Here is a 23,605-nt window from a genome sequence, read left to right on the forward strand (position 1 = left end):
CGGCGCAACAGGCGACCCGGGCAACCCCGACGGGACCCACACCCCACCGGCTGTCCCCACCGGCGGCGGGACCCACACCCCACCGGTTCCCACCGGCGGCGGGACCCACACCCTGCCGGCTGTTCCCACCGGCGGGACCCACACCCCGTCGGTTGTTCCCACCGGCGGGACCCACACCCCGTCGGCTGTTCCCACCGGCGGCGGGACCGACATCCCGCCGGTTGTTCCCACCGGCGGGGGGACCCACACCCCCGGCGGGGACGACACCCCCACCGGGACCGGCAACAACGGGCCCGGGTCCGTAACGCCGCCGTTCGGCATCGGACCCGTGAACCAGCCGTCACCCAACCCACCACCACCCACCCACACGCCTGCCGGCGGGCCGCCAGCAAGCCAGACCTCGACACCGGCCGGTGGGCCCTCATCCACCCAGACGCCGGCTGGTGGCCCGGCAGCTGGTAAACCGTCGACCGGCACGTCGCCGCACGATGGTGTGCCCGGCAGTGACGTAGCAGGAAGCAGTACCCCGGCGAGCGCTACGCCGGTGAGCGTGGCGCCCGACAGCGTGACCCCGTCCGAGATCACAACAGCCGGGCCGACACCAACCGAGTCAACACCCGCCGGGCCGACACCGGCCGGGTCGGGGCAGTCACTGGCGGCGGCCGGGTCCTGGGCCGCCGGGCCGACACCGGCCGGGTCGGGGCAGCCACTGGCGGCGGCCGGGTCCTGGGCCGCCGGGCCGACGACGGGCACCAGCACCCCGACGGTCGCCGGCACCGCACCGGCAGGCGGCGGCACAACGGTCGCGGGCAGCCCACCAGCCGGCCGGCCACTCGTGGGCACATCGTCGCCTGCGGCCGGCCCGGCGGCGGCTGGTCCCGTCACGCCGTCCGCACTGTCTGGCGGGCCCACCGCCGGTGGTCAGGTTGGTTCGCTGCCGACGCCGCCGGCGTCTCGGCCGGGGTCCCCGGTCGGCGACCTGCCGGCGGAGGTAGCCAGCGGGTCGGTGCCAGGCAAACCACCCCGATCCATCGGCACGAACAGGAAGAACGCGCCGCAGCATTCCCACCCGAGATACCAGTTCACCGAACTGGTCAACGGCGTGCGCGAGAAGCTCACCGGTCAGCAAAGCCCAACACCAGCCGAAGTTTACGAAGCCTATTTAGCCACCTCGGCCTTCGAGTCACCGTTCACCCGCGAAACCACGTTGGATCAAATCCAGGACGCCGTGGTTGCCCACCTCCGTTCCACCACCTGGGCAAGTACCGAAACACCGAAGGACGGGACGAGGCCGCGGCTGGAGCCAGCGCCGGTAGCCGGGCTCCCGTCGGCTGCGACACCACCAAACGGCGTGAGCGGTCCACCCACGCCGCCACTCACACCACCGCCGACCGCACCGGCATCTCGGCGGGCGTCGCGGTCGGGGTCCCCGCTGTTGGCTGCGGGTTCGGTCGTGTCGTCGGATACTGATGCGGTTTACTCAACCGTTTTGGAGGAGTCGGTTTGGCGGAAGCTGACTGAGCTGGATGAGGCCGAGGCTGGCCGTGACGGGCGTACGGGTCTGTTGTCGAGCGTCAACGTTGAGTACGGTGACGAGCTTGTAGAGTGGCCGCAAGCCTATCTTGAGGTGCCTGTCGAGCAGCTGATCGCCGCGATAGATCGACTCGTCGGCGTCATTACTGTAAACGGCGGTCGGCTTACCGAGGAGGCCGTCGCCACCGCGCGAGATATGTTGCCGCCGGTCTGGAAAGAGAGCCCGTTCGCCGAGCAGGTTGCCCAGATCGCCCGACTTCTGAGGCTAGTGCGGGATGTCAATCAGGGTGATGGCAGCCATCGTGGGAAAGAACTTGAAGCTCAGTTGACACGGCTGTCCGACGCCGTGGGCCGGGTAAAAGCGAAGCTGAACCGGTACGAAAAAGAGCTGATCCGGGACGGGAGCAAGCTGCAAGAAAGGAAGCTGGACAGCGGAAGATCCGAATCCCGTGTCGACATCGCTGACGGCAGGTCCGGCGGATCGTCGAGACGCGCCTCCGGCCTCGAGGACCGGATCGAAGAGCTGCGAACGCCTGGCGTGTTGGCGGCGGAGGTCATTGTCGCGTACAACAGGCTCCCGCCGCAGAGTCGAAAGACGTGGGGCACCCGGTGGAACGAGCTGAGTGACGACCTTGCCTATTTCGTACTGCGGGGTGAGTTTCCTGGGCTCAAGGGCGGCGCCGACCTCGCCGGTGACGGTCGTGCCGGGGGGCTGGCACCCGTGTCCTCGTCGTCGGTGGGTATCGGTAACAGCGGGATGCAGGGGTCCGGAAGTGGGCATGCGGCTGCCCTCGCTGAACTGGAAGACAAGTATTTTCCACCTGGTCGCGAGTTGGGTGCCCGTCACCGGGCTGACACGGTGGTCACCACCTATGTCGACGGGGCCGCGTATTTCGGCGCGATCGCCGACGTGCTCGACACGTTGCACGGCCCTGGCGATCGCCTGTACATCACTTCGTGGCACCTTCATCTGGCTACCAGGTTGCGCTCTCGAGCGGAGAACTTTCTTGAGCCGGATCTGGGTTTACGGCTCTGGCAGTTGGCCGAGGCCGGGGTCGATGTACGGGTGATCGTCGCGGTTCCGCGGCATTCGCTCAGCCCGTTCGAGAAGCCGCTCTGGCGGAGGACGGATTTCTGGCGGTGGCCCGCCCGTTACGAGCTCGCACCGTTTGTGGACGATAACATCGCCTCGGTGCGGACGCTGCGAGGTGCTGTGCGCGGTTTGTCGCCGCTCGCCAATCGCGTACTTGTGGACTGGGGTGGCGGGGTCGACACGCGGCATGAGAAGTCGACGATCGCCTACAGCACGACCACCGGACAGTTGCACGCGTTCGTCGGGGGACTGGACTACGAGCCGCGCGCATTTTCGTCCGAGCGCCATGCGGGGGCCCCCGAGGAAAACTTCTGGCACGATGTTGGCGTGCAGCTGCGCGGCGGTGCCGCGGAGGCGGTGCTGGACAACTTCTGGACCCTCTGGGACGAGACCGCGACGCTGCCGGAGCGGAAGTATTGGCTCAACGGAGCACGGCAATTGTTCAATCCGGCCGTGGAACCTAAGCCCCAGGCGCTGCAACCGGCGCGGTCGCCGCTGCCCGCGAACCCGCCGGTCGGATCGCATCTCGATACCGGCGTCCGGATCTGGCGCAGTTACGGCCCGTTGCGGGTCACCCCCTTTACCGACTTTCTGCGGATCGCATGGCAAACGTTGCCGCCGACGGGAATCTTTGAGATCCAGACCGGGCTGGTCGCGGCGATCGACGCGGCTGAGCGTTACATCTACATAGAGGATCAAACCCTCAACCCGTCACGCTTCGGCGCGACATTCTACATGCAGCATCGCGTTCTGTTTCCGGCCATCGTCCGGGCTGCCGCCAGAGGCGTCAAGGTGCTGTTCGTGACCCAGGGGCAGGGCGCAGGGGTGTCGGACTGGGACGCGACTCCGAACATGTCTCCCGAGATCCACGACCTGATTCTGCGGAAGCTGACGGTCGCGCAGCGGCAGAACTTCGCGTTGTTCTATCTGAAGGACACTACAGTCCACTCGAAACTCGTCATGGTCGACGACGAGTTCGTATCCATCGGCTCGGCCAACGTCTGGGACCGTTCGATGGTCGGCGACGAGTCCGAGCTGACTGCGGCCATCGTGCATTCGGGAGGCTCGGCATCGCTCGTGGCCGACCTGCGGGTGCAGCTGTGGCGGGAGCACCTGCGCATGCCGGGGACGGTAGTAGCCGATGCTCTCCTGCGCGACCTTGACGTCAGCCTCGGCTACTTCCGCCGCGCCTGGGGCACCGGAACGGCGCTGGACATCCCACACAATGCCCTGAAGGAAATACCGGGGTTGCCGGGGCCAGCCGACCAGCAGGCCCGCGAGTCGTTTGAGCAGCACCGGGCCATGTCGGCGACGGGCCTGGACCTAGCCCTGCTGACCAAGCCAGTGCGGTTCCTTCGGCGGTTCCAGAGTAAGAGGCCGACGCCCCTCAACCAGGAAGGCCGGCAACCCACGTCTCTCCGCACCGCGCTGGGTTCGTCGCGTCCGACGAATCCGGTGGGCCCCGACCGTCCGCAGCTCACGACGCCCGAACTGCTGTCGGATCGGCTGTCCGGGGGTGGACGGCGCCCGTCTGAGGCGGTGCTGAGCGCGCGGAGGGTGACGCGGGATGTCCTGACCGGGATGCCGATGACGTGGCAGCGGCGTGGCATTGGCATGCACCGGTTGGCCGCATGGACCTCCGCTATGGAGTCGGATGAGCAGGTTGAGGACTCGCTGGAGGGTTGCCTGCTGCGGGTGGACACCGCGTTGTCGCTGTTGTATGGCGGCGGCCGGCTGCGGGAGTCGGTTGACGACAGCTTCCTGACCACCCCAGGTCTTGGTGAACTGCTGGCCAAGCGGGGCGGTGAATTGACACTTGGGCACCGGGTCACCCACAACGCCGTAATGAACGCCTTGTGGGGCCGGCCGGGAGCGTCCGTCGTGGTGGTGGCCGAGCAGGACGGACAGCCGCGCCACGCGTTCCTGCTGGTGGCTGACGGCAGGACCGGCGAGGTCGTGCTGCGCTGGGTGGACCGGGAGCCGGGGCTCTTCGCGAAAAACGCAGAGCTGGTAGAAGACCGGGTACGCCAGCTGCACGCACCCGGCACCCAACTCTTCGCCTTCAACAGGACCGGCCAGCCGATCACCCTGGCTCAACTTGGGGTATTCGAGCAAGACCTGGCCGACCTCAGCGACCGCACCATGGATGCGCTTCTCCTTGCCCCCACCAGCACGCGCCGCCCCCGGGGATTGGGTCCTGAGGGAGAGGGCGGCTTTGTTGCGGACGACGTGCCGGCGGACATCGAAGAAGAGTACGGCAGGGTTGAGTACAAGGCCCTTCTTGCCAAGACAAACCTTGGTCTAGGGATTGAGCTGGAGACGCTGGGGGTTTCGCTCGGCGGTGACGGCAAGTACTACGTGGACGAGGATGAGTTTCCTCGGGGCGTGGAAAATCTCGGGCGGGTGGCCAAATGGGGGACCGAGTTCGTTATTCGGCCCCTTGCCTTTCTGCCCGGTGATGACGGCCGGGTTCCCGTCGAAGAATTCTTCCCCGTATTTATTGATGATTTGCGTCGAGCGGTAGAAGTCACTCCGGTGGCGACGTACGAGGGGGCGGAGCCGGGAATAGGCTTGGGTGACATTTTTCCGCCCGAGAGATATCAACTCACCCCACTGGGCGAGCAGATGAGGTTCCGTCGTCCGGAGGGTGCGCTCAAGCTCAATTGGCAGTGGACGTTACCGATTCCGGTGGTCGGGGGGATGCGTTCAGTCATCAGTTGGCTGATCGAGGGAAATCGCACCGGTGACACTCGTCTGAGGGATTTGCTCAAAGAAAGCTCGACGGTCGGCGCCGACGTAGCTTCGCTATACCTCAAGTCGATTGGGCTCGACGTTGAGTCGTCAGAGGTGGTCCTGTTCAGTGACGTTGCGGTGGTTGATGCGCTGTGGGGCGTGTCGGCGCTCGCTTATCTGCAGGCCACCGCGTCGCTCGAGATGATGACTACGCTGGCCCAGGATTCATCCGCTTCTATGCTAATCAAAAATTATCTCGGCGTGGCTTTGCGGACCGATTGGCCCGCTGTCCGGAGAGGGTTGCCCGAAGCTGCTCGCCAATTCCTCGGATCCAATAACGAGAAAATTATATGGCTTCTATATAACACCTACCGCAGCGGGAATGAGGTGTTTGATTGGGCTTGGCGTGCGGCGGAGAGCGATCCCGATGCCGGTGTATTCGAAATCTTCCGCCTGTCGGAAGACGTGGTCGCTGAGCTGACGGAGGAGATGGACCCCGATTGGACCTTCGGGGATTGGGTTTCGCATGACGTAGAAGATTATCTGGACAACCTGTTGCTTGAGAAGCCGGAAAAGCGGATACGTCACTCAGCCGTCACCGGGATGAAGGACCTCGAAGAATACCGAGAGCTGGAAACGAACGGCGGCAAACTTCAGCCATCGCTGTTGGGAGAGCTCAGGTGTTTTAGAGAGCCCCGGGTGGGTCCTGAGCGGGCGTTCCTCAACGCTCGGGAGCTCGCCAGCAAGTTTCGAGAGGTGCATCGCGAGGCTGCGCGCACTCGACAACTGGCCGAACAGGACGGGAGTGCGCAGAACGCCGTCCGCAAGATCATGAGGGATCCGCTGGTACAGGGCGTTCGTTCGGCGCTCGACTCCGCCGTTGCCATCATCGACGTGCCGGATCGCGCGACGATCTTGCAGCATCTCGGGCGGATCCCGCGCGCCACCGGTCCAGACGACCCGATCGTCGGCCAGAGCCTCGCGGCCCTACAGTCGTCCATGCAGACACTCCGAATGCAACTGCACGCCGCCGCGAGTCAGCCAGGTCACGTGCCTGACCCTGAGGCAGCCGAGGCGATGCGCAAACTGGACAGTGTCCTCCTCCAGATCGAGGTCGCTGCGACCACCCGACACCTCACCGCGCAGCAGCGCGACGTTTTCAGCGAATACGCTGCCTCCGCCGCCGTGCTGGCCGCGATCGGGCATTACCACGGCGAGGACCCGCTGAATGTCTCGGTCGAACCGGCCGCCGACGCCGCGGGGCTCAGTCGGTCGGCAGAGGGGCGGACCACGCAGGCGGCCCGCGAGTCGTACGAGCAGCACCGGGCGATGCGGCTCACGCGCACTGCGCTACGGCCGCTGTTGGAAACGCACCTCACCACCTTGGTTGACGCCGGGCTGGCCCACCCGGACACCGCAGTCTGGTTGGCTGCCCCGTCGTCGGCGGTGCTGGTTCGAAGCCGGGAAGGCGCCGTGGGGAGCCCGCCGGCGACGGTGGCGACGCCAGCGGGTACGCCGTCGGACCGGGTGCTGAAGATGTTGGGATCCGCGCTGCCCTTGGCGGGCGGGGTGAAGCCCGGCGCGGCGATCGCACAACTCGCGCAATGGCTTTCGGAGCCTCCGCCGGCGCAGCCCGATGAGTCCGCACCTCATGCCGCGGACAATGTGCTGGCGCTGTACGCCGCGTTCGTTGCGTTGCACGGCCGGGCGGGGAACGCCGCCGCGCCGACCGGGTTCCTGAACAATCCGGATCCCGGCGGCCTGGCGCAGCTACTGGGCGGTGAGTTCGGGCCGGTCGGTGACGCCAGATTGGTCTTCGGAGCGGTCCGGCGTACGCCCGGGGCGATGGCGTTGGTGCGGGTACCCGGCACCGATCGGGTATTCGGCTTGCTCGCTGATGACCGGACCGGCGTCGTGGTGCCTCGCTGGGTGGACCCGCTGGTGCCGGGATCGTTCGAGCATCCGGCGAAGGCGCCCAACGATGCGTTCCCCGACACCCTGGACGACTGGAGTCGTCTGCTGGCCAAGCCGGGTGCACAGGTGCTGGTGCTCGGCCCGGACGGGCGACCCACCGACCTGTCCGCGCTGCTCGGCGTCCCGGTGAGCCACGAGCGGGAGCCGGGCGCCTCGCGCACTTGGCATGCCCTCGTCGAGACCTCCCCCCTCAAGCCCGCCGGGCGCATCCCATGGCCGTCTTCGCTGTCCCGGCTGAGGCCGCGCCCGGCTGGGGAAGCGCCGCCGGTGGTCGACCAGAACATTCCGTTCAGTGGGCGGCCGCACCTGACCCCGATGCCGCCGCCGTTGTACAAGCCGCCGGCCGCGTCCACGCCGGCCGAAACGTCGGCTGAGGCGGCTGCGACCGGGTCGTCGGCTGAGCCTGACCCGGTCTGGTCGGCAGTCGTCCAGGCCGATGACGGGGAGGCCGCCAAGGTCCGTGAGAACCTCATCGCCATACCGGAGCTGATCAATACCCTCCACGAGCCGGCTTACCCCGAAGGCTGGTTGAGTGGCCAGATCCCGACCGTGCTTGGGAAGCTGCGGGACCGAGGCTTCGTGGTCGGCGATGACGACCGTCTGGTACGGGAGCTGACGGCCGCCCCGGAGTCGTTCCTGCACACCTCTCGTCCCTTCGACCTCAAGACCAGCCGGGGCGGGTCGGAGACGGTGTGGATCTCGCTCACCCCGAAACCCAGCGCGACCGACGAGGTGCGTTTCGACACCAACCAATGGTTCCTGCGGATGCCTCGGGATGTGCGCAGCACCAGCCACGGCAAGGGGCACGACCAGCGGGGGTGGCTGCTAGTACCCGTTCCGCTCCAAATCGCGGGCGCGCCGGTCACCGTCATCGGAGGGCTGGCTGACCGCCGCCCGACGTACGGCCAGTTCAGCGGGATGAGCGTCACCGACTACCCGGGCAAGTTTGGTCTTGGTGGCATGTATTTGGTCCATACCGAAGTGGACGTCGCTCTCCAATATGGTGCCCCGGACGGTGGGAATCCGGATCGCCCGAACGACTCGGACGGTGCTGGCCAGGTCAACCGGGACGTGGTTTCTGTCGGCCGACATTGGTTCCGGGTCAACAAGCAGATCGTGTTGATGAAGCCCACGCCGGGCGGCCAGCGGCGCCGGCTGACCGACGCGGGCCGAGACCTGCTGCGCGACAAGATGGATCTGGTGCAGGTCACGGGCGCCCTAACGCCGGTGCTGGAGGAGTTGGCCAGTCGCGTTCCGGTGGCGCCACCCGGTAGCCTGGACCGGCACAATCTCCGGAGCGAGTGGTCTGGTAATGCGCTGCGCCAAGTGTTCCGCAATGATGGCGGCACGCTGGGCTTGGCCGGCCGGCAATGGTTTGGGCCTGCGGCCGCGGCCGGTTTGAAGGTCAAGCCGAAACTCACCGACATCGAGCTGGTTGGTGAGCCGGAAGGTGATGCCTTCCTGCGACTCCAGACCCTTGTTGAGGCCGCGGCCGGCTCAAGCACGGAAAGCCGGTCGGGGTGGCGCGGCATCGTCGGCGCCGGGGGGCCAGTGCCGGGGGTCACCATTACCGGCCGGGTGGACTACCGGCGCACCACCACCAAGGGTTTCGAGACCCTGCTCAATCTCGGTCGCCGGTCGGGTGACCAGTACGCGGGGCCGACCGTGCTCGCCCGCGCCAGGTATGAGGTGACGGTCAGGAGTGCCACCTGGGAGACCCGGTTCCGGAAGTGGGCCCGCAAGGCAGGGTTCCTCTCGGTCCGGACTGATCTGACCAAGCAGTCCGACACGGTGACCGTGGAGGCGCTCGTCGAGGTCCCGGAAGGGATCTACCGGGCGGCGACCGAGGAGATTGCCGGCTCGTACGCGAATGCCGCCACGGTGGTCAGCGAGCCCGCGGGCCCGCAGAAGGGGGGCGCAAAGCCGGAGAAGGGGGCCGCGAGCCCGGGACTTCGCCTGCCCCGCTGGTTGGACGACCTGCTGTGGCTCATCCACCCGCACCCGCAACTGCGCAACCAGCCCGCGGCCGACCCCTCGAAACGGCGGCCCGCCGCTTCGACTCATGCCGTGTCCGACTTCAACTCATACGCCAGGCAGCACCTGTATGAGGAGGCCGACAGCCTCGTGAGAAAGGCGGACTACGCGGGGCTCCAGGCGCTGGCAGGCGAGCTGCGGAGTGCGGGGGCGTCCGAGCTGTACGCCGACCTGGGTCGGCGTATGCACGATGCGTCGGCTGCCCAGCCGGGTGAGTCCGCGCGGGCGCACCAGCCGACCGAGGATCGCCGGGCGTTGCTGGCGCGGTCATGGCCAGCCTGGACCGAGGCACCGCTCGATGACGTGTCACCGGCCGACGACAGGTCGTCGGCCGATGAGGCGTCATCGGTCGGAGCTACGGTCAAGCCAACCGCCTCGGCTCGGGTCGACCCGATGACCGCGACCACCCCGCCCGTCGACCTGCTGGTGGAGCCGGCCGCGGGCCCGGTGGAGGGGGCCGCGAGCCCGGAAAACGTATCGCCAATTCCGGGCGAAGAGCTGGTTCGTCGACTGGAGGGGATCGCGGACCGGCAGGAGAAACGACACCTGCCGCTTTACCTGTATCAGGGGCAGCAGCTCCGGATCGGGCCGACCAACTTTTACGGCGCTGAGCAGATGGCGACCAGCGTCGTCAATGAACTGCGAAAGGTGTTGGCGGACCACCCTACGTACCGGGAATTCGTGGTCGACTGGGATTCACCCAAGACCAAGCAGGCGGTGATTGACCAGGTTCTCCAGGCTATCCGCAACGAGCAGGCGCTCGATGTCGAGGTGGGGCCGGCCCGGCTTTCGACTGACTTCAGCAGCCTGACCAGCGGGGAGATCGTGTTCCGGCTGGAACTGCGCGGAAGCCCCGCCAGGGGTCCCGTGTCCCGGTTCCTGACCAGTGGCTACGACCGTTTCCTGACCATCACCGTCAAAGCGCGTCGGCTGCGCTCGGACGACCAACCGCCCGAGTACCTCGGCACACCGGCCGCGGTACGGGCCTCGTCCTCGCTGTCGTCGTCGCCCGACCGCAAGCCGCCGGGCTACAACAAGCGTCAGAAGATCTGGGCGGACACCGGTAAATTCGCGAGGAAGGCGTCCAATCGTCGCATCGGAGTGGAAGGGCGCTTCCGGTTCGTCCGGGTCTTCAATGTCCGGTTTGGTGGTGGCTTCTCCTGGGGGCGGCAATCCAAGGTGGGCAACACCGACAGTCGGATTGCTATGGACGGCGGTAACCCGCATTCGACGTTCTGGGCGGACCCGCTTGAGGTCACCATGGAGGTGCACGCCCTCAAGCAGCGCACCACTCGAACTGCCCGGCTCCGGGATCGGCTACGCGGCAAGGTTCCCGAGTCGCGGCAGATCGGCGGGCCGCGGACGTGGAAACAGTATGTGGCGTTCACCGTACCGAAGGATCTGACCCTATCGGACGACAAGCAGAACCAGGTCGGGTCGATCAGGTTGGGCGATCTGACGATCTCCGATCCCGCCAACACCGACCTGTTGGAGTTCGTCGCCCCGCCAGCGCATCCCGCCGGGGCCGACACCCGCAAGGCGGTCAATACCTGGGATTACGTCTACGCCGTGGACGGCGCCGAGAAGCTGAAAGAGGCGATCGTCGCGGCGGTCACCGACGCCCGGCAGCAGATGATCGATGATGGTGCCGTCGGGCGTGGCACCGCAGTCGGCGTAGCGGCACCCGGCAGCGATGCGCATCTACTGCTCAATCAGCAGATCAATCCGGACACGCTGGCCGGCCTGCTGATGATCACGTCCGACCAGCAGCCCGTACGGCTGCACGGCCTCGGCGAGGTGCTCGGCGACCCGGTCCTCGGCCAAGGGGTCCAAGCCGACGTATGGCTGCGTGCCAAGGTCGACAACTGGCGGCCCGGGCCGCAGGGGGTGCTGGCGCACACTACCGAACATGCGTTCGGCGCACTGGTCAGCTCGGCAGGCTCCTGGACGCGCGGCTGGGACGTGTGGGCGAGCGCCGGCCCCGGTGTTGACGTGGGTCGTGGCCCGGGCGGGTTCGCTCTGGCGCTGCTCAAACGACTCGGTTTCCAGCGCATCTGGGGCAAGGAACGCACGCTGCTCGGGTACGTCGAGCGCAGCGACTTCGTCGACGGCCCCTTCGCCTCCCAGGTGGTCGTCGCGGCGGATGCGGCGTTCGACGTGCACGTGGTCTTGCGCCGCAGCAAGGTTCTGGGCAGCCCGCGGCTCTACCAGGCCACACGGGAGGTGACGGGCGCTACGTCGATCGGGATGATGAATGCCGAAACGGCCCGCGAGGTATTCCTCGCCTCCAAGATGCCGGCAACCGACAGTGAGCCGGCGTTGCGGGTGGAGCAGGCGTTCAACACCACTTTGAGTGAGCCACTCACGGTCCCGGACCGGACGCCGACGCAGGCTGGCGCCGGACAGGTTTCGCCGCCCGGGGACGGCCCCGCCGAGGAGATCACGCTGCCCCGGCCACCGAAGAACCTCGGCGTCGCCGTTCCGCTCGATGTCCCACCGTTGATGCACCGACAGGTGATCGACTGGCTCAAGACGGTACAACTCCCTCTGGATGAGGACGGCACTCCGTACCGGCCCCTCATCAGTACGGGTGAGGATTTCACGGATACTGATGCGAGCAACGTCACGAAGGTCGTGGAGTTCGCCAGCACCGCAAATGTTTTGGGAAACTGGGGTGCGCTAATCGACGGCGGCATCTCGCCGCCGAGCCCGCTGACATATGAAACTGATGGGGGGTTCCTGACATCCAGGACTGACAAGGTTCAGCTGTTCCTGCAGATCGTGGCGGAGGACGAAACTGGGCAGCCGACCGCGCCCGAGCGCCGCCGGGTGTTCGCCAGCCCGAAGGACTTCGACCAAATCCCGATGGGCCAGGTCGGGACGAACGAGCTGCGCGTGGATACCACTACCGACCAATGGTGGACTGAGCTCCAGCCGTACGGCTCGAACGATACCGGGATGGGCCTGGGCGACCTGCTCACGACCCGTGGCGAGGCCCGCTCCACCCTGTCGGCGACCGTGGAAGCCATCCGGGACCTTGGCCTCAGCGAGGTAAGCGGTCCCTGGGCGGAGGTGCGGCAGCGCGTGAAATACGTGTTCCGCGCCTTCCACCAGGACCGGCAGCTCGGCGAGCCGCTCGTGATCCCACATGAGCACCGGTTCGAGAAGTTCGCCAACCACCTGCGCAGCGAGGAATTCGCGGCGGACCCGCTGCCGCCGGCGCCGACCATGACGTCGGTCAGGCGGGTGCCGAACGACAGCACGATCGAGCAGTGGCAGGCCGGGCACCGGCTTGCGGCGGGGCAGGAAAAACGGGGCGAGCCGGCATCGTCGCCGCTGAAGTTGCCGCCATTGCCGCCGAGATCGAATCCCATCGACTTTCGTGGTGCGGCGGCGGTCCAGGCAGCCGCAGTGCAGGCATTGAAAGACGCTGGCGTCGATGTCAAGCGCGGCAGCTCCATGGCGAGCGCGCTGCACAACAGGCTGAGCCATACGAATCTCTGGGGGCTGCTGCGTCCGAGTCTGGGCAAGGCACGGCTACGGCCGGACGCCTTTTCGAACAAACTCGAGTTCTCCTTCGGGGATGGGGTCCACCTCGAACTCTGGGCCCGGGTGCCCAAAACGCGGCTCAGCGATGTCTACCCGTGGAGCCACCGGGACGACCGGCGTAGCCGGGCCGCGGCATCGGTGGGGGCCAGCGAGGTCCAGCGGCTCGACTCGGCGCTCGCGGTGGGCGTCGGCGCAAGCACCTCGGACGCCGGCGGCGGGGCACCGGAAACCGATGCCCCGCCGGCACCGCAGCAGGTGGTCCACCTTGGCCTCGACGACCACAGAGATCCAACCTCATTCCAGGGCGGTGCGGGCGCCGGGGCTCTTGCTGGCGGGGCCGGCGGACGCGCTGGCGGAACGGCCGTCCAGGGCGCCACCGAAGAGAGCCTGCTGGACTTTGACAACCCGGACGCGGAGGCCCTGTGGGACCTGGAGTTTGTGGTCGTCGCCAAGAATTCGGGCGTGTTTGGCAGCAGCGCCGCGGTACAGCTGACGATTCCCGGCGCGGTGCCGGTCTTGATCGGCCTGCTCGATGCCGCCCAGCACGTTGGCTTCGCCGACAATCCGGCGGCGATGCTGCAGCTCAGCCGGGCGAACGTCGCCGCGACCGCGCTGCGGAAGGCCAGCGACGCCTGGCGCGATGTCAATCGGACCCTCGAGAATGAGCGGTTGGAAGCGGAGCTCGCGAATCTGCGGAACCCGACCGATAGCTCGGCGAACCACGTCCTCATGGCGTGGCCCTCGCCGGACGACCCGAACCCGAGCCCGACAGCGGCCGCCTGGATCCAGGCCCAGCAGGACTGGTACGCGAAGAAGCGGGCGCTCGACGAGGAGGTCAGCTCCCTCAAAGTGCTGATCGCCGGCCCGAAAGTGGAGGACGCGAGAGATGTGCTGCGCCGGGCGATCCACCGGAGTTGGGCGGACCGGGAGCCGGGGCTGCGTCGGCTGGAAGCATGGGCGGCCAATGAGGACCGCCGTGCCGAGTGGAACCCGCCGCATCCGCGGAGCTGTGTGTACCGGACGTTGGGCGGCATTTTAAGCTTCTATGGGCGGCTGGGCTGGAGTCGTCGGGCCGATCTCGAGCGCCTGATCGATTCGGATCTCGCCGATGTGGAGGCCCTGGTCGGTCGCACGTCGACTTCCGCGCGCGATGTTGATTTCGCCGGGTTGCTGCGCGAGGTGCAGCCCGACCAGTCGGTCGTGGTGACGACGAGCAGGCCAGGCCGCCTTTATCGCCATCAGTACCTGCTGGTGGCCACCGAGTCCGGCCTGCGGGTCGTGGACGAGCCGGGGTCTGAGTTCCACGGCGTGACGCTGCCGCGGGACGCCGCGCAGCTGACGAACGCCGACGAGCGCACCCGGCGCTTGTACGACGAGGTGACCTCCCCCGACACCAAGCTGCTTCTACTCGGCAAGAACGGCCCGAAGGAGCCGCCCTACCGCTCTGGCGGGGCGGCGGACAGCCCAGACGGCGGAACCGATTCGGGCTCGCAGGGAAGCGGTAGCACGGAAGGGTTCCCGCCTGGTTCGGTGTCCGGGTCGCAAAGTCCGGCGGCCGAGTCGCCGTCCGATGTGGCCCCTGGGCTCGCCGAAGGGGATCGTGGCGGCGAAAGCAGCGGCCCCTCGGCTGGTCACGTTCTCGCCCGCGAGGAGGACGTCGAGCAGGGCCCGACTGTGCCTGATCCCGGTCCGGTTGCCGACACCTCGCCGGCTGGCCCCTCTGAGGCGGCGGATCCCCAGCTCGCCAGCGAGGAACTGCGCCGGATCATGGCGGCGCGGGAGACCGAAGAGCAGGTACGCCAGCGTCTGTCTGGCTGGCTGGACGGGATGCGGCAGCAGAACGTCCTGTCCTTGCTGCCGCCGACGGTTGCCGAAGCCGACGGCGACGGCTCCGGGCCGCGTGAGGCCATTGAGGAGCTGTTGACGGTCTGGGCCAGGCGGGTGCCGTTGGCACGGGGGGAGGAACTGGCCGACCTGCACGAAGCGGTGCGGGATACGGCACGCGCACTGCACGAGTGGCGGCAGGAGGTCGTCCGACACGGGCGCCAGCAGGCTCCGCACGGGATCACCTTCCCCGATGAGCTCGACGTACCACTATTCGAGGAGCTGGCGGAGCGGGCGTATGAGTTGCAGTCGCGGCTCAACCGCCTAGAGGCGTCGCCGGCCGGACGGCAGGGTTCGAAGACGCCGGGTATGTGGACGCCGCCCACCGCCCGCATGGCTCTGCAGGGGTCGGTTGGCTGGTTCGCGGCGGAGCGGATGAGGTTGCAGCGCGCCCTGGCTGATGCTGATCGGGAAAGCGGGAAGGGGAAGGGGAAGGCCGTCGGCCCGGACGGGGTGGACGCCGCCGCGCTCGTCGGTAAGGCGCGGAGCGATGTCGACAAGGCCGCGAAGCGTCTCGAGGCCTTGATCGCCGCCATCGAGGGGCAGATCAAAACTGACGTAGACGTGTGGACCGTAGCGCCGCAGCCGGAGGGCTGGACGCCGAGCAAGCCGTACCGTCCGGGACTGACCCTGGCGCCGCGGGCCGGCGTACGTCCCGCGCTGGGCACCGCGAGTGTGCGTGAGGTGTCGGAGGGCCTGCGGAACGCGATGGTCGAGGCTGCTTGGCAGCGACTGCCGGAAAGACTCCAGACCCCGGAAACGCGGCAGCGCCTCCAGGATGCCGTGTCCGAGGATGCGCTCATCCGCGACGACACGGAATTCACCAGCGACGGCGTGTTGGTGATGATTGACGGCTATGCCGTACGGATGGGCGCGGTGCTTGACGCGGCGGAGCAGGCTTCCGACCCGTTCCAGCGTCGGGTCAAGTCTGTGACCAACAAGCGTGAGCGGATGGGCCGTGAATTCGGGCACATGATGTTCGCGGACATCAACGGTAGTGCTACCTGGGTTTTCGACCATCTGTATTCCACTGCCGCGCTGAAGATGATCCAGGACGCCACCTACCTGCAAGTGTTTTCGTTCCTCCTTACCGAGGACGAGGAGAGTCGCAATCATGTGTTCGGGACGGCTACCGAACACAACTCAGTGGGTAGGTCGTACCAGTCGATCTTGTGGTCGTACGCGGCGCGGCCGTTCGCTGAGGTGATGGCTCCCGACGGTACCCGGCAAGCCACCGACGACGCCGACGCGCCTGAACCCGTTCCCGACGCGATGACCGTCCTGACCTCGCGCGAGACGAGTGTGCCGGATCCGGAGCGCCCCGATTCGGACAACACCACCGTGTACGCGGATTCGGAGACGACGTACGTGGCCCTGGCGTCGGGGCCAATCCGGCCGCCGTTCAACTCCGTCGTCGAGGCGGTGCCCGGGGCGGGCTATATCAGGAGGTGGGCGGAGGACTTCGTAGGGGACCGCGCTCGGCCGGGCACGTTTTCGTACAACATGCTCGCCAACGGTCTGCGGACCAGCGCGCTGAAGGCCGGAGTTCGGGAGGGCACCGACGGCCATGGCTATTCAATTACCTACGGTGAGGTTGCGGGCAAACCGGCCGACTCGGTGAAAATTCACTTTAAGCTGAGCGACCCCCAGCCATCGGTGGTGAAGGACCCCTACTCGGCGATCGACACGTCGGGGACGAACGAGCGGGGGGTCAACATCGAAAAGACCACGACCGACTCCATCGATGTATTTGGGCCCTCCTTCACGGCATTCAATGCTATTTTCAAGCACGCGAAGGAAATCCTTGCCTACTTGTCCCACCTCGAGCCGTATTTCATGTGGTGGCCCTTCATCGAGGCGGGGGTGACAAGTAACAGTTCTGATATCAACGTCAAGGAAACCGTCGGTCTCCGCACTTACGACACGGAGACATCCGTTGTGGCGCACGAATTGCACGTGCGGTTTGAGCACTCGGATCAGCCCGGCAAGTTTTCCGAATGGCAGTCGGTGCCGGGCGGGGTCTCGCTGCGGATGCTGCGGAATGATGCGGCCAAGGTGGTGAGCCTGCCAGCGGAGTCTGCGGGCGACGACGTTGCGTCGGTCGACCCGGAGCTGCAGCTTCCAGCGGACCTGCCTTTACCGTCGCCGTTCGTTCAGCTCGCAGGTGTGCGACTCGATGGGCACGACGGCGGTCCCGACCAGCAGAACCGCGATCTGGTAGCGGTGACGCTCGATCTGCTGCGGGAGCATCAGTCGAGTGTCTTGACCGCCGAGAACGTGGCCACGGTGACGAAGCTCCTGCGGGAGGACAACCTTCCGATAATCGCCCCGCTGGCTGCTGCCGCCGATGGTTTCCCTTTCCGGTTGATGGCTAAGGACGTCAAAGACCCTAGTGGTCACCTCGATGACGAGGTGGTGGTTCGCGTCCACATGGTTGAGCAGCCGGGCGCAAAATTTGACTACCGGGAGCCGGGTGGCGAGCTGGACACCTTCCGTACCAGCACCACTGATCTCAGCCACGAGTTGAGTAGGAATGCCCAGCTGTGGTATGGCCTTGAACCCGTTATCTCGCTGCAAAGCGAGCGCTTTCCGAAACAGCTGAAAGCGATTGAGGCTCGCCCGATCGTTCGCGGGCGTGTGGGACGTACGGAAAAGCAGATAAGCGGGTTCGAAACCGAGGTCGTCCAGGGAACCGCGATTGACGACCTGACTCAGTTCATCCGAAGGGCCGAATATCGGGTCAGCATAGAACGTCGCAGCCTGCGGGCTCAGGTGATGCCGGGTGCCTTCCCGGTTGAGGCAGATCCGGAACTCGGTGCACCGCCCGCCGATCCACAGGCTGCGCCGCCGGCGCTCCCGCGCGTCGTCTCCGCCGATCCCATCAGTGCCACGCACACCGTGATGGTTCCCACCGAGTTTACCGAGCAGGTGGTGCCGGATCCCGGCGACGGCAGCGCGAGGCGGGTGCCGTTCAGCGTGGCCCGGCTTATCGAGGCTGGGCTCCTGCCGAGAGGTGCAACCCACCTGGGCGGCCCGGACGGCAAGCCGCTGGAGTTTGTGCCAACGGAGGAAAAGAAGCTGCCGCGCAACACCATGTTGGCGGTCGGTACCAGCGGCGTCACCCGGGCGGCGGTCGAGATGCTCGCGCAAGGCGGCCGTCGGCTGTCCGCCAAGGAGCGGGTCGAGCTGGAAAACCTGGTGGCAGCGGCGGGCACGCAGGCGAACCGCTACCTGGGCGACCGGCCCAGACAGGTGTGGAGCGGAGCGGCCGGCTGGGGGGGAAAGGCCAAAGTCCGGATGCGTTTCGTCCCGGAGAAGCTCCGGACCATCGGTGCACCGGAGGGATTTGGGCCCTTCAGTGGCGCCGCCGTCACCAGCCTCGCCGGCCTCGGGTCGGAAAAGGTCCGGGGTGGCGTTTTTGCCCTGCGACTGCGCGCTCCCGCCGACCCCGAGGCGCCACAGGCGGGTGCGCAGCCGTCCGGGAAACACACCTTCACCTACCAGCCGCAGGGTGGCCACCGTCGGGAGGTGCGGACGGCCGACGGCACGATACTCAGCGGCACCACCTCCGATGACTTCCTCGACATTGGCCGGTCGGTGGTAGCTGTGGTGGAGAAGGGCCGCTGGGAGGTACACGTCGAGTTCATGGGGCGCGACGCCGCTGCCGAGCCGCGGACGGTGCCGACGAAGGGTCTTGCCAGCCTCTCCGGATTGGACGCCTCGAACCTGGGCCTGATGCCGCGCGGGCTGGAGATAACACTCGACACCGCGGTGGCATACGAACTGCCCGATTTCGTGCGGCGAAGCCAGGGCATTGGCGGGCCAGTGACTGAACCACCCGACATCAGCAACCTCGTTGATGAGGTGGTCCGCTCGGTGCGGGGCCGGCTTGGTGAGGATGCGGCCGAAGCGGTCGAGGAGCAGCTGGAAAAGCTCAACGACCCGTTGACGGCCGGGGCTATGCTCGAACAGTTCTTCGGCACCGCTCGGCAGACCGTTGCCGCGATGTCACACCCGCGGATCCCCCGTACGTCCGTCAAAATTCCGATTACGATCGCTGAGCGAACAATTGCGGTGGAGATCACCGCGAAAATCGCCGACGAACGTAATTCCGCGGATATGTTCAAGGGCGTCGCTCGGGGTTGGAAGCGCCTGAGCCACACCGACGCCGACGGCCGGGAGAAGCAGGCACAGGAAGGGCGCCTCCGGCGGTGGCAGTTTGACTGGGGTCGGTTGTGGTTGGTCACTCTTCCCGAGAATGTCAACAGTTTCTGGTTCCAGAACAACATCTCTAATTACCGCCAGAAGACACGTAGAAGGGCGGTCAAGGGGTCGGCGGAGAATGCCACCGTCACGGTGGTCGATAACCGCGACCAGAGAGGGATCGCATATTTCGAGCTGCCTCTTCTCCTGTCGGCGAAAATAACGGCCGATACGGCGCCGCCGCTCACGGTCGACGCGGTCACCTTGGGGTCACTCCAAAGCGGTGACGAGTGGGACGTTGCGGAGGATGAGCAGGGGAGGCCGTTCTCGGCGACGGCAACGGTGGCGTACGACCCGAACCTGCTCCGGGCACGGCGGGTCCCCACTCCGCCGGACCTTCTCGGTGCGGGCTCCCTTGCGGACAACCCGGCAGAGGAGCCCGAGGCGAGCGTTGGACGACCGCGAGCGCAAGCCCCGGACACCGCCGTGCCGTTCGTGCCCGGCCGGCCGGAGATCAAGACATTAACCGCTGACGGCAGCCTCGCTCAGTACGTCCGCCTGGGCTATCGAATCTCCCCTGCTCTGCTGCAGGAGGCGCGGGTCGAGCCCATCGCGGACCTGGAAGAGATTCGGCAACAGGCGTTCCGCCTTGCCGTGCCGGAACAGCTGCCGTACTGGACCGGCCTGGTCGACCACGTTGTCGCCCTGTGGAACAACTATGTCAGCAACCCGCCACCGGGTGCGTCGTTTTACAGATCACGCCTGTTTAAGCGGGACTTCATATCGGCTATCATCAACAAGGCATTCCTGGGTAAAAGGGTGCCGGATGTGCTCACCGCGGGCATCGCGGCTCCGATCCAGAATCATGGCCGTACCCCCGTCAGCACAGACTCCGACCTGGAACTGTTCGCCGATGTTATTCACATGCGAGCGGCGGGTGAAGTCACCGACGACGTGATGAGCAAACTTGGCTCGAGTAATGCCGACACGCTTGACGTCAGCATCGGCAATGCGACCGGGCTGTGGTGGAACCCCTGGATCAATGCCGACTGGCCGAAATCCGGGCCGGTCGCGAAAAACCCGGATCGCAGTAACGCACTTGGCATACTGCCCGGTGGGGATCTCATCCGCCAAAATGAGGAGACTGCGAAAGACTCAGCGCGGATCAGCTCCAGCCAGGTGGAAAAGACGAGCCGTCGGACGTACACGCGGATGGTTTTCACCGTCCAATGGTCCATCGCAGACACTCCGCGGAAGAGGGAGAACAGCCGGCCGCCGCTGTGGCAGCACCTGGCATCGCGCCTGGGCGCGTACCTGCCCAACGTGGGCGCGTACCTGCCCAACGTGGGCGCGTACCTGCCCAACGTGGGCGCGTACCTGCCCAACGTGGGCGCGTACCTGCCTGGCCGGCAGCGGCAGTACGTGACCGAGCTGGAGACCCACGAGATCGGCCTCTGGGTGCCGACCGAGAATGTGGAAAAACTGCTCGCCAGTCCGTTCGGGGCGGTGGGGCCCGCGTCCACGCCGGCCGGGGTAGTCGCTGCGGCGGGTGAGGTGTGGATCGGGGCGGTGGGGCCCGCGTCCACGCCGGCCGGGGCAGTCGCTGCGGCGGGTGAGGTGCGGAGGTTGGCGCACCAGATCCTGGACGAACCATCGAGGACGATGCCGGGCACGAAGCACCCAGCGGTGGCGCGGCGGCGTGCGCGGGTGGAGAGGTTCCTTTCCGAGGTGGAGCCCCGGCTGGTCCGGGCGCCGGCAGAGCTCTGCGTGCCGTTGGTGTCGGCCGTTTACGGGTTGTTGACTGATGATGGACGGTTCACGAACAGGCCGGTTGACGCCAGCCATGTGGCGACGACTGACTTGTCGAGGGTGTTGGCCGCGCTCAACGGTGAGTTGACTGCGGTACGGGATGTTGACCTGGGTGCGTTGAGGACCCGGTTGCAGGCCAGTCCCGGGGCGATGGTGCTGGTGTCGGAGGTTCCGCGCCAGCGGGGTGGGCGGGAGCTTCCGGGGCTGCGGCACGCGTACTGGTTGTGGGTCGACGACGAGGGTGTGGTGCGGCGGTTGGATCCGCAGCGTCCTGGCAGCTTCGAGAACGACGCTAACGAGGACTGGGTCAGGCAGTTGGCCCACCCGGGTACGAGGATCGCGCTGTTCGACCCGGCAGAGCGGAAGTCTTCCAGTCTGGACGACGTCCTACGGAGTACGCCGGTCGACACGGTTGAAGCACTGGTCGACCCGGACAACGTCCTCGGCAAACACGGCGCGACCAGGGCCAGGGACTACGGCCCGGGCTACTGGTCCGACGGGCGCCGCCAGAACGATCCGTCGAACTACCGGGATCACCTCAAAGAGGTCCTGTATGAACAGGACGGCCAGCTGGCGCACCCTGAGGCTTGGGTGCGGTGGATCAACACCGGAGGGGTCACCGATTCCAAGTGGACGGCCTTTGCTGTGGCGTACACGCTCCTTGATGGCCCGACAGTCGCTATCAAGGGGCACAAGGCCAAGGTCGGCAAGAAATATCAATTCGCATACAACGCTCAACGGACGCTGGTGGACGGCTTCCAGGAGGGCAATACGCACGTTCCCCGCGCCACGTTCGCATCCGTGGCGGGCGAAGATGGCGTCGCGCTGCAGGGCGCGGATGCGCTGCAGGCGATCGCCGGGCGTCTAGCGCGTGGCGGCCACGGTTCTCAGGCGGTCGTTCGCGGGACGTTGCAGACGGTCGGCGGCCAGGGTGTCGAGGTCGATCACATGTGGAACATGGTCAACTTCAACGGGGAGGTTTTGTCGGTCGACGGATTGCGTAACAACGTCAGCGACAGTTCGCTCTACGCCAACGCGGTTGGTCCGGTGGAGGCCATCTTCCTCGATCCGCTCGGCTTCGAGCCCAACGCGCTCGTCGGGACCAAGGCGGAGCAATACCGGGAGCGCCTCAAGACGGACATGCTGGCCCCCCCGGCGCGATGGATCCGGTGGATCAACACCGGTGGCGTCAGGGATCCCCTGCAAGCGGCCTATGCTGTGGCGTACACGTTCCTTCGCGGCCCCGCAGTGGCCATCAAGGGGCGCGAGACCAAGGTCGGCAGCAAATACACGCTCGCATACAACGCTCAACGGACGCTGGTGCGCGGCTGGCCCGACGAGGACGGCGACCTCCTTCCCCCCGCCAGCTTCGCATTAGAGGAGGGCGAAGGTGGGGGTGCGCTGCAGGCGATCGCTGCGCAATTAACACGTAATGGTGACGGTTCCCAGGCCGTTGTCCGCGGCAAGTTGGAGCACAAGGTCGGCGACCAGAAGGTCGGCGCCGATTACGTGTGGAACATGGTCAACTTCGACGGACAGATCTTGTCGATCGACGGTGTGAGCGGCACCGTTGGCGACAGTTCGCTTTACGCCGACAGAGTCGGTCCGGTGTGGTCAATCCTCCTCGACTCGTTGGGCTATGAGTACGGCCAGTCCGACGACCCATCGCCAACGAGTTCGGTTTTTACCGCACGACAGCCGTCGGCGCCTCCTACGCCGAGGGAGATGTCATACCCGGGCGGGCCAGTCCCGACCGACATCGAGGGCGTCGGCCGGACGCTCGAAAATCTCGCAGGCCTGGGTCCGGTGCCGGAAATCATTGTGACCGGAGACTCGGATTCGCCGTCGGGTACGGCTGATCAGGCGACGAGCCGTCGATCGGGGAGCCGGGCTCGTCGTTCGCGCCCGTCTGGTTCTGGTTCGCCGTCTCAGGATGGTCGGCTGCGTCCGCCCGGTTCGGTGGCTGGTGGTGCGGTGGTTGCTGGGCCGAGTCGGGTCCGGAGAGATCCGCTGCCACAGGTGCCGCAGGCCTATCTCGCTTTGCCGCTCGACGAGTTGACAGTGCTTATCAACGAGCTGGGTCGCCCAGATGCGGACGGGCCGGTCGCGGCGCGGTCGCGGTTGGCGGTGGACGTGCCAGAACGGGATGCGGCCACTGCGGTTAGCGGGCTGTTGGAGCTAGTGGAGAAGTGGGCGCGGTTGACCTCCTCGATCGGCTGGGGTTCCTGTATGAGCTGGCGAACCTGGTCACCCTGGAGCTGCAGAAGAGTCAAGCTGGCCGCTATCTCTTGTCATCCACGGATGTGGGTGCCGCCGAGGGATTGGAGCCTGCAGTACGGGCAAACATCGTTGAGCTGCGGAGTCCGGGCGGGATACTGGCGCGGGTCATTGAGGCGTTCAACGAACTGGCGGTGGGCGCTCAAACTCAACCAATGCCCAGGCTGGCAACCGATATTGCCTCTAAGATCCTGGGAGGGGTCCCAGGGCTCCCGGGCGGTGCGCGCAGCGCGCCGGCCCCGGATGATTCTGGTCCTGACCACAGACCTGGCGCGACCGGCCGGATGGAGGGCAATCAAATCCTGCGGGAGTTGGTGGATGCCGGCTATCAACTCCTCAATTCGGTTGATGCCCTGCCACAGTCGACTCGGAGGCCGATCCTCCCTCAGGAAAGTCGGGCGAGCATCGTTCAACAATTGGAACTTCTTCGGCGTCTCGCTGGTCGAGATGATTCGGCCTGGCGGAATGGCCTTAACGCCCTCAGGCAGAGTGTGCAAGTGCTCACCTTGCAACTGA

1 protein-coding gene is annotated in these 23,605 nt (G+C 66.5%); it reads left to right on the top strand.

The window, feature by feature from the left end; all coding sequences use genetic code 11:
* Positions 1-1,006: 1,006 nt before the first annotated feature.
* On the top strand, positions 1,007-23,605 hold the full coding sequence (locus A6A27_RS39555) for a phospholipase D-like domain-containing protein (RefSeq protein ID WP_143194423.1): 22,599 nt from the start codon (positions 1,007-1,009) through the stop codon (positions 23,603-23,605).

Source organism: Micromonospora sp. CB01531 (genome assembly GCF_001905095.1).
Taxonomy (GTDB): domain Bacteria; phylum Actinomycetota; class Actinomycetes; order Mycobacteriales; family Micromonosporaceae; genus Micromonospora.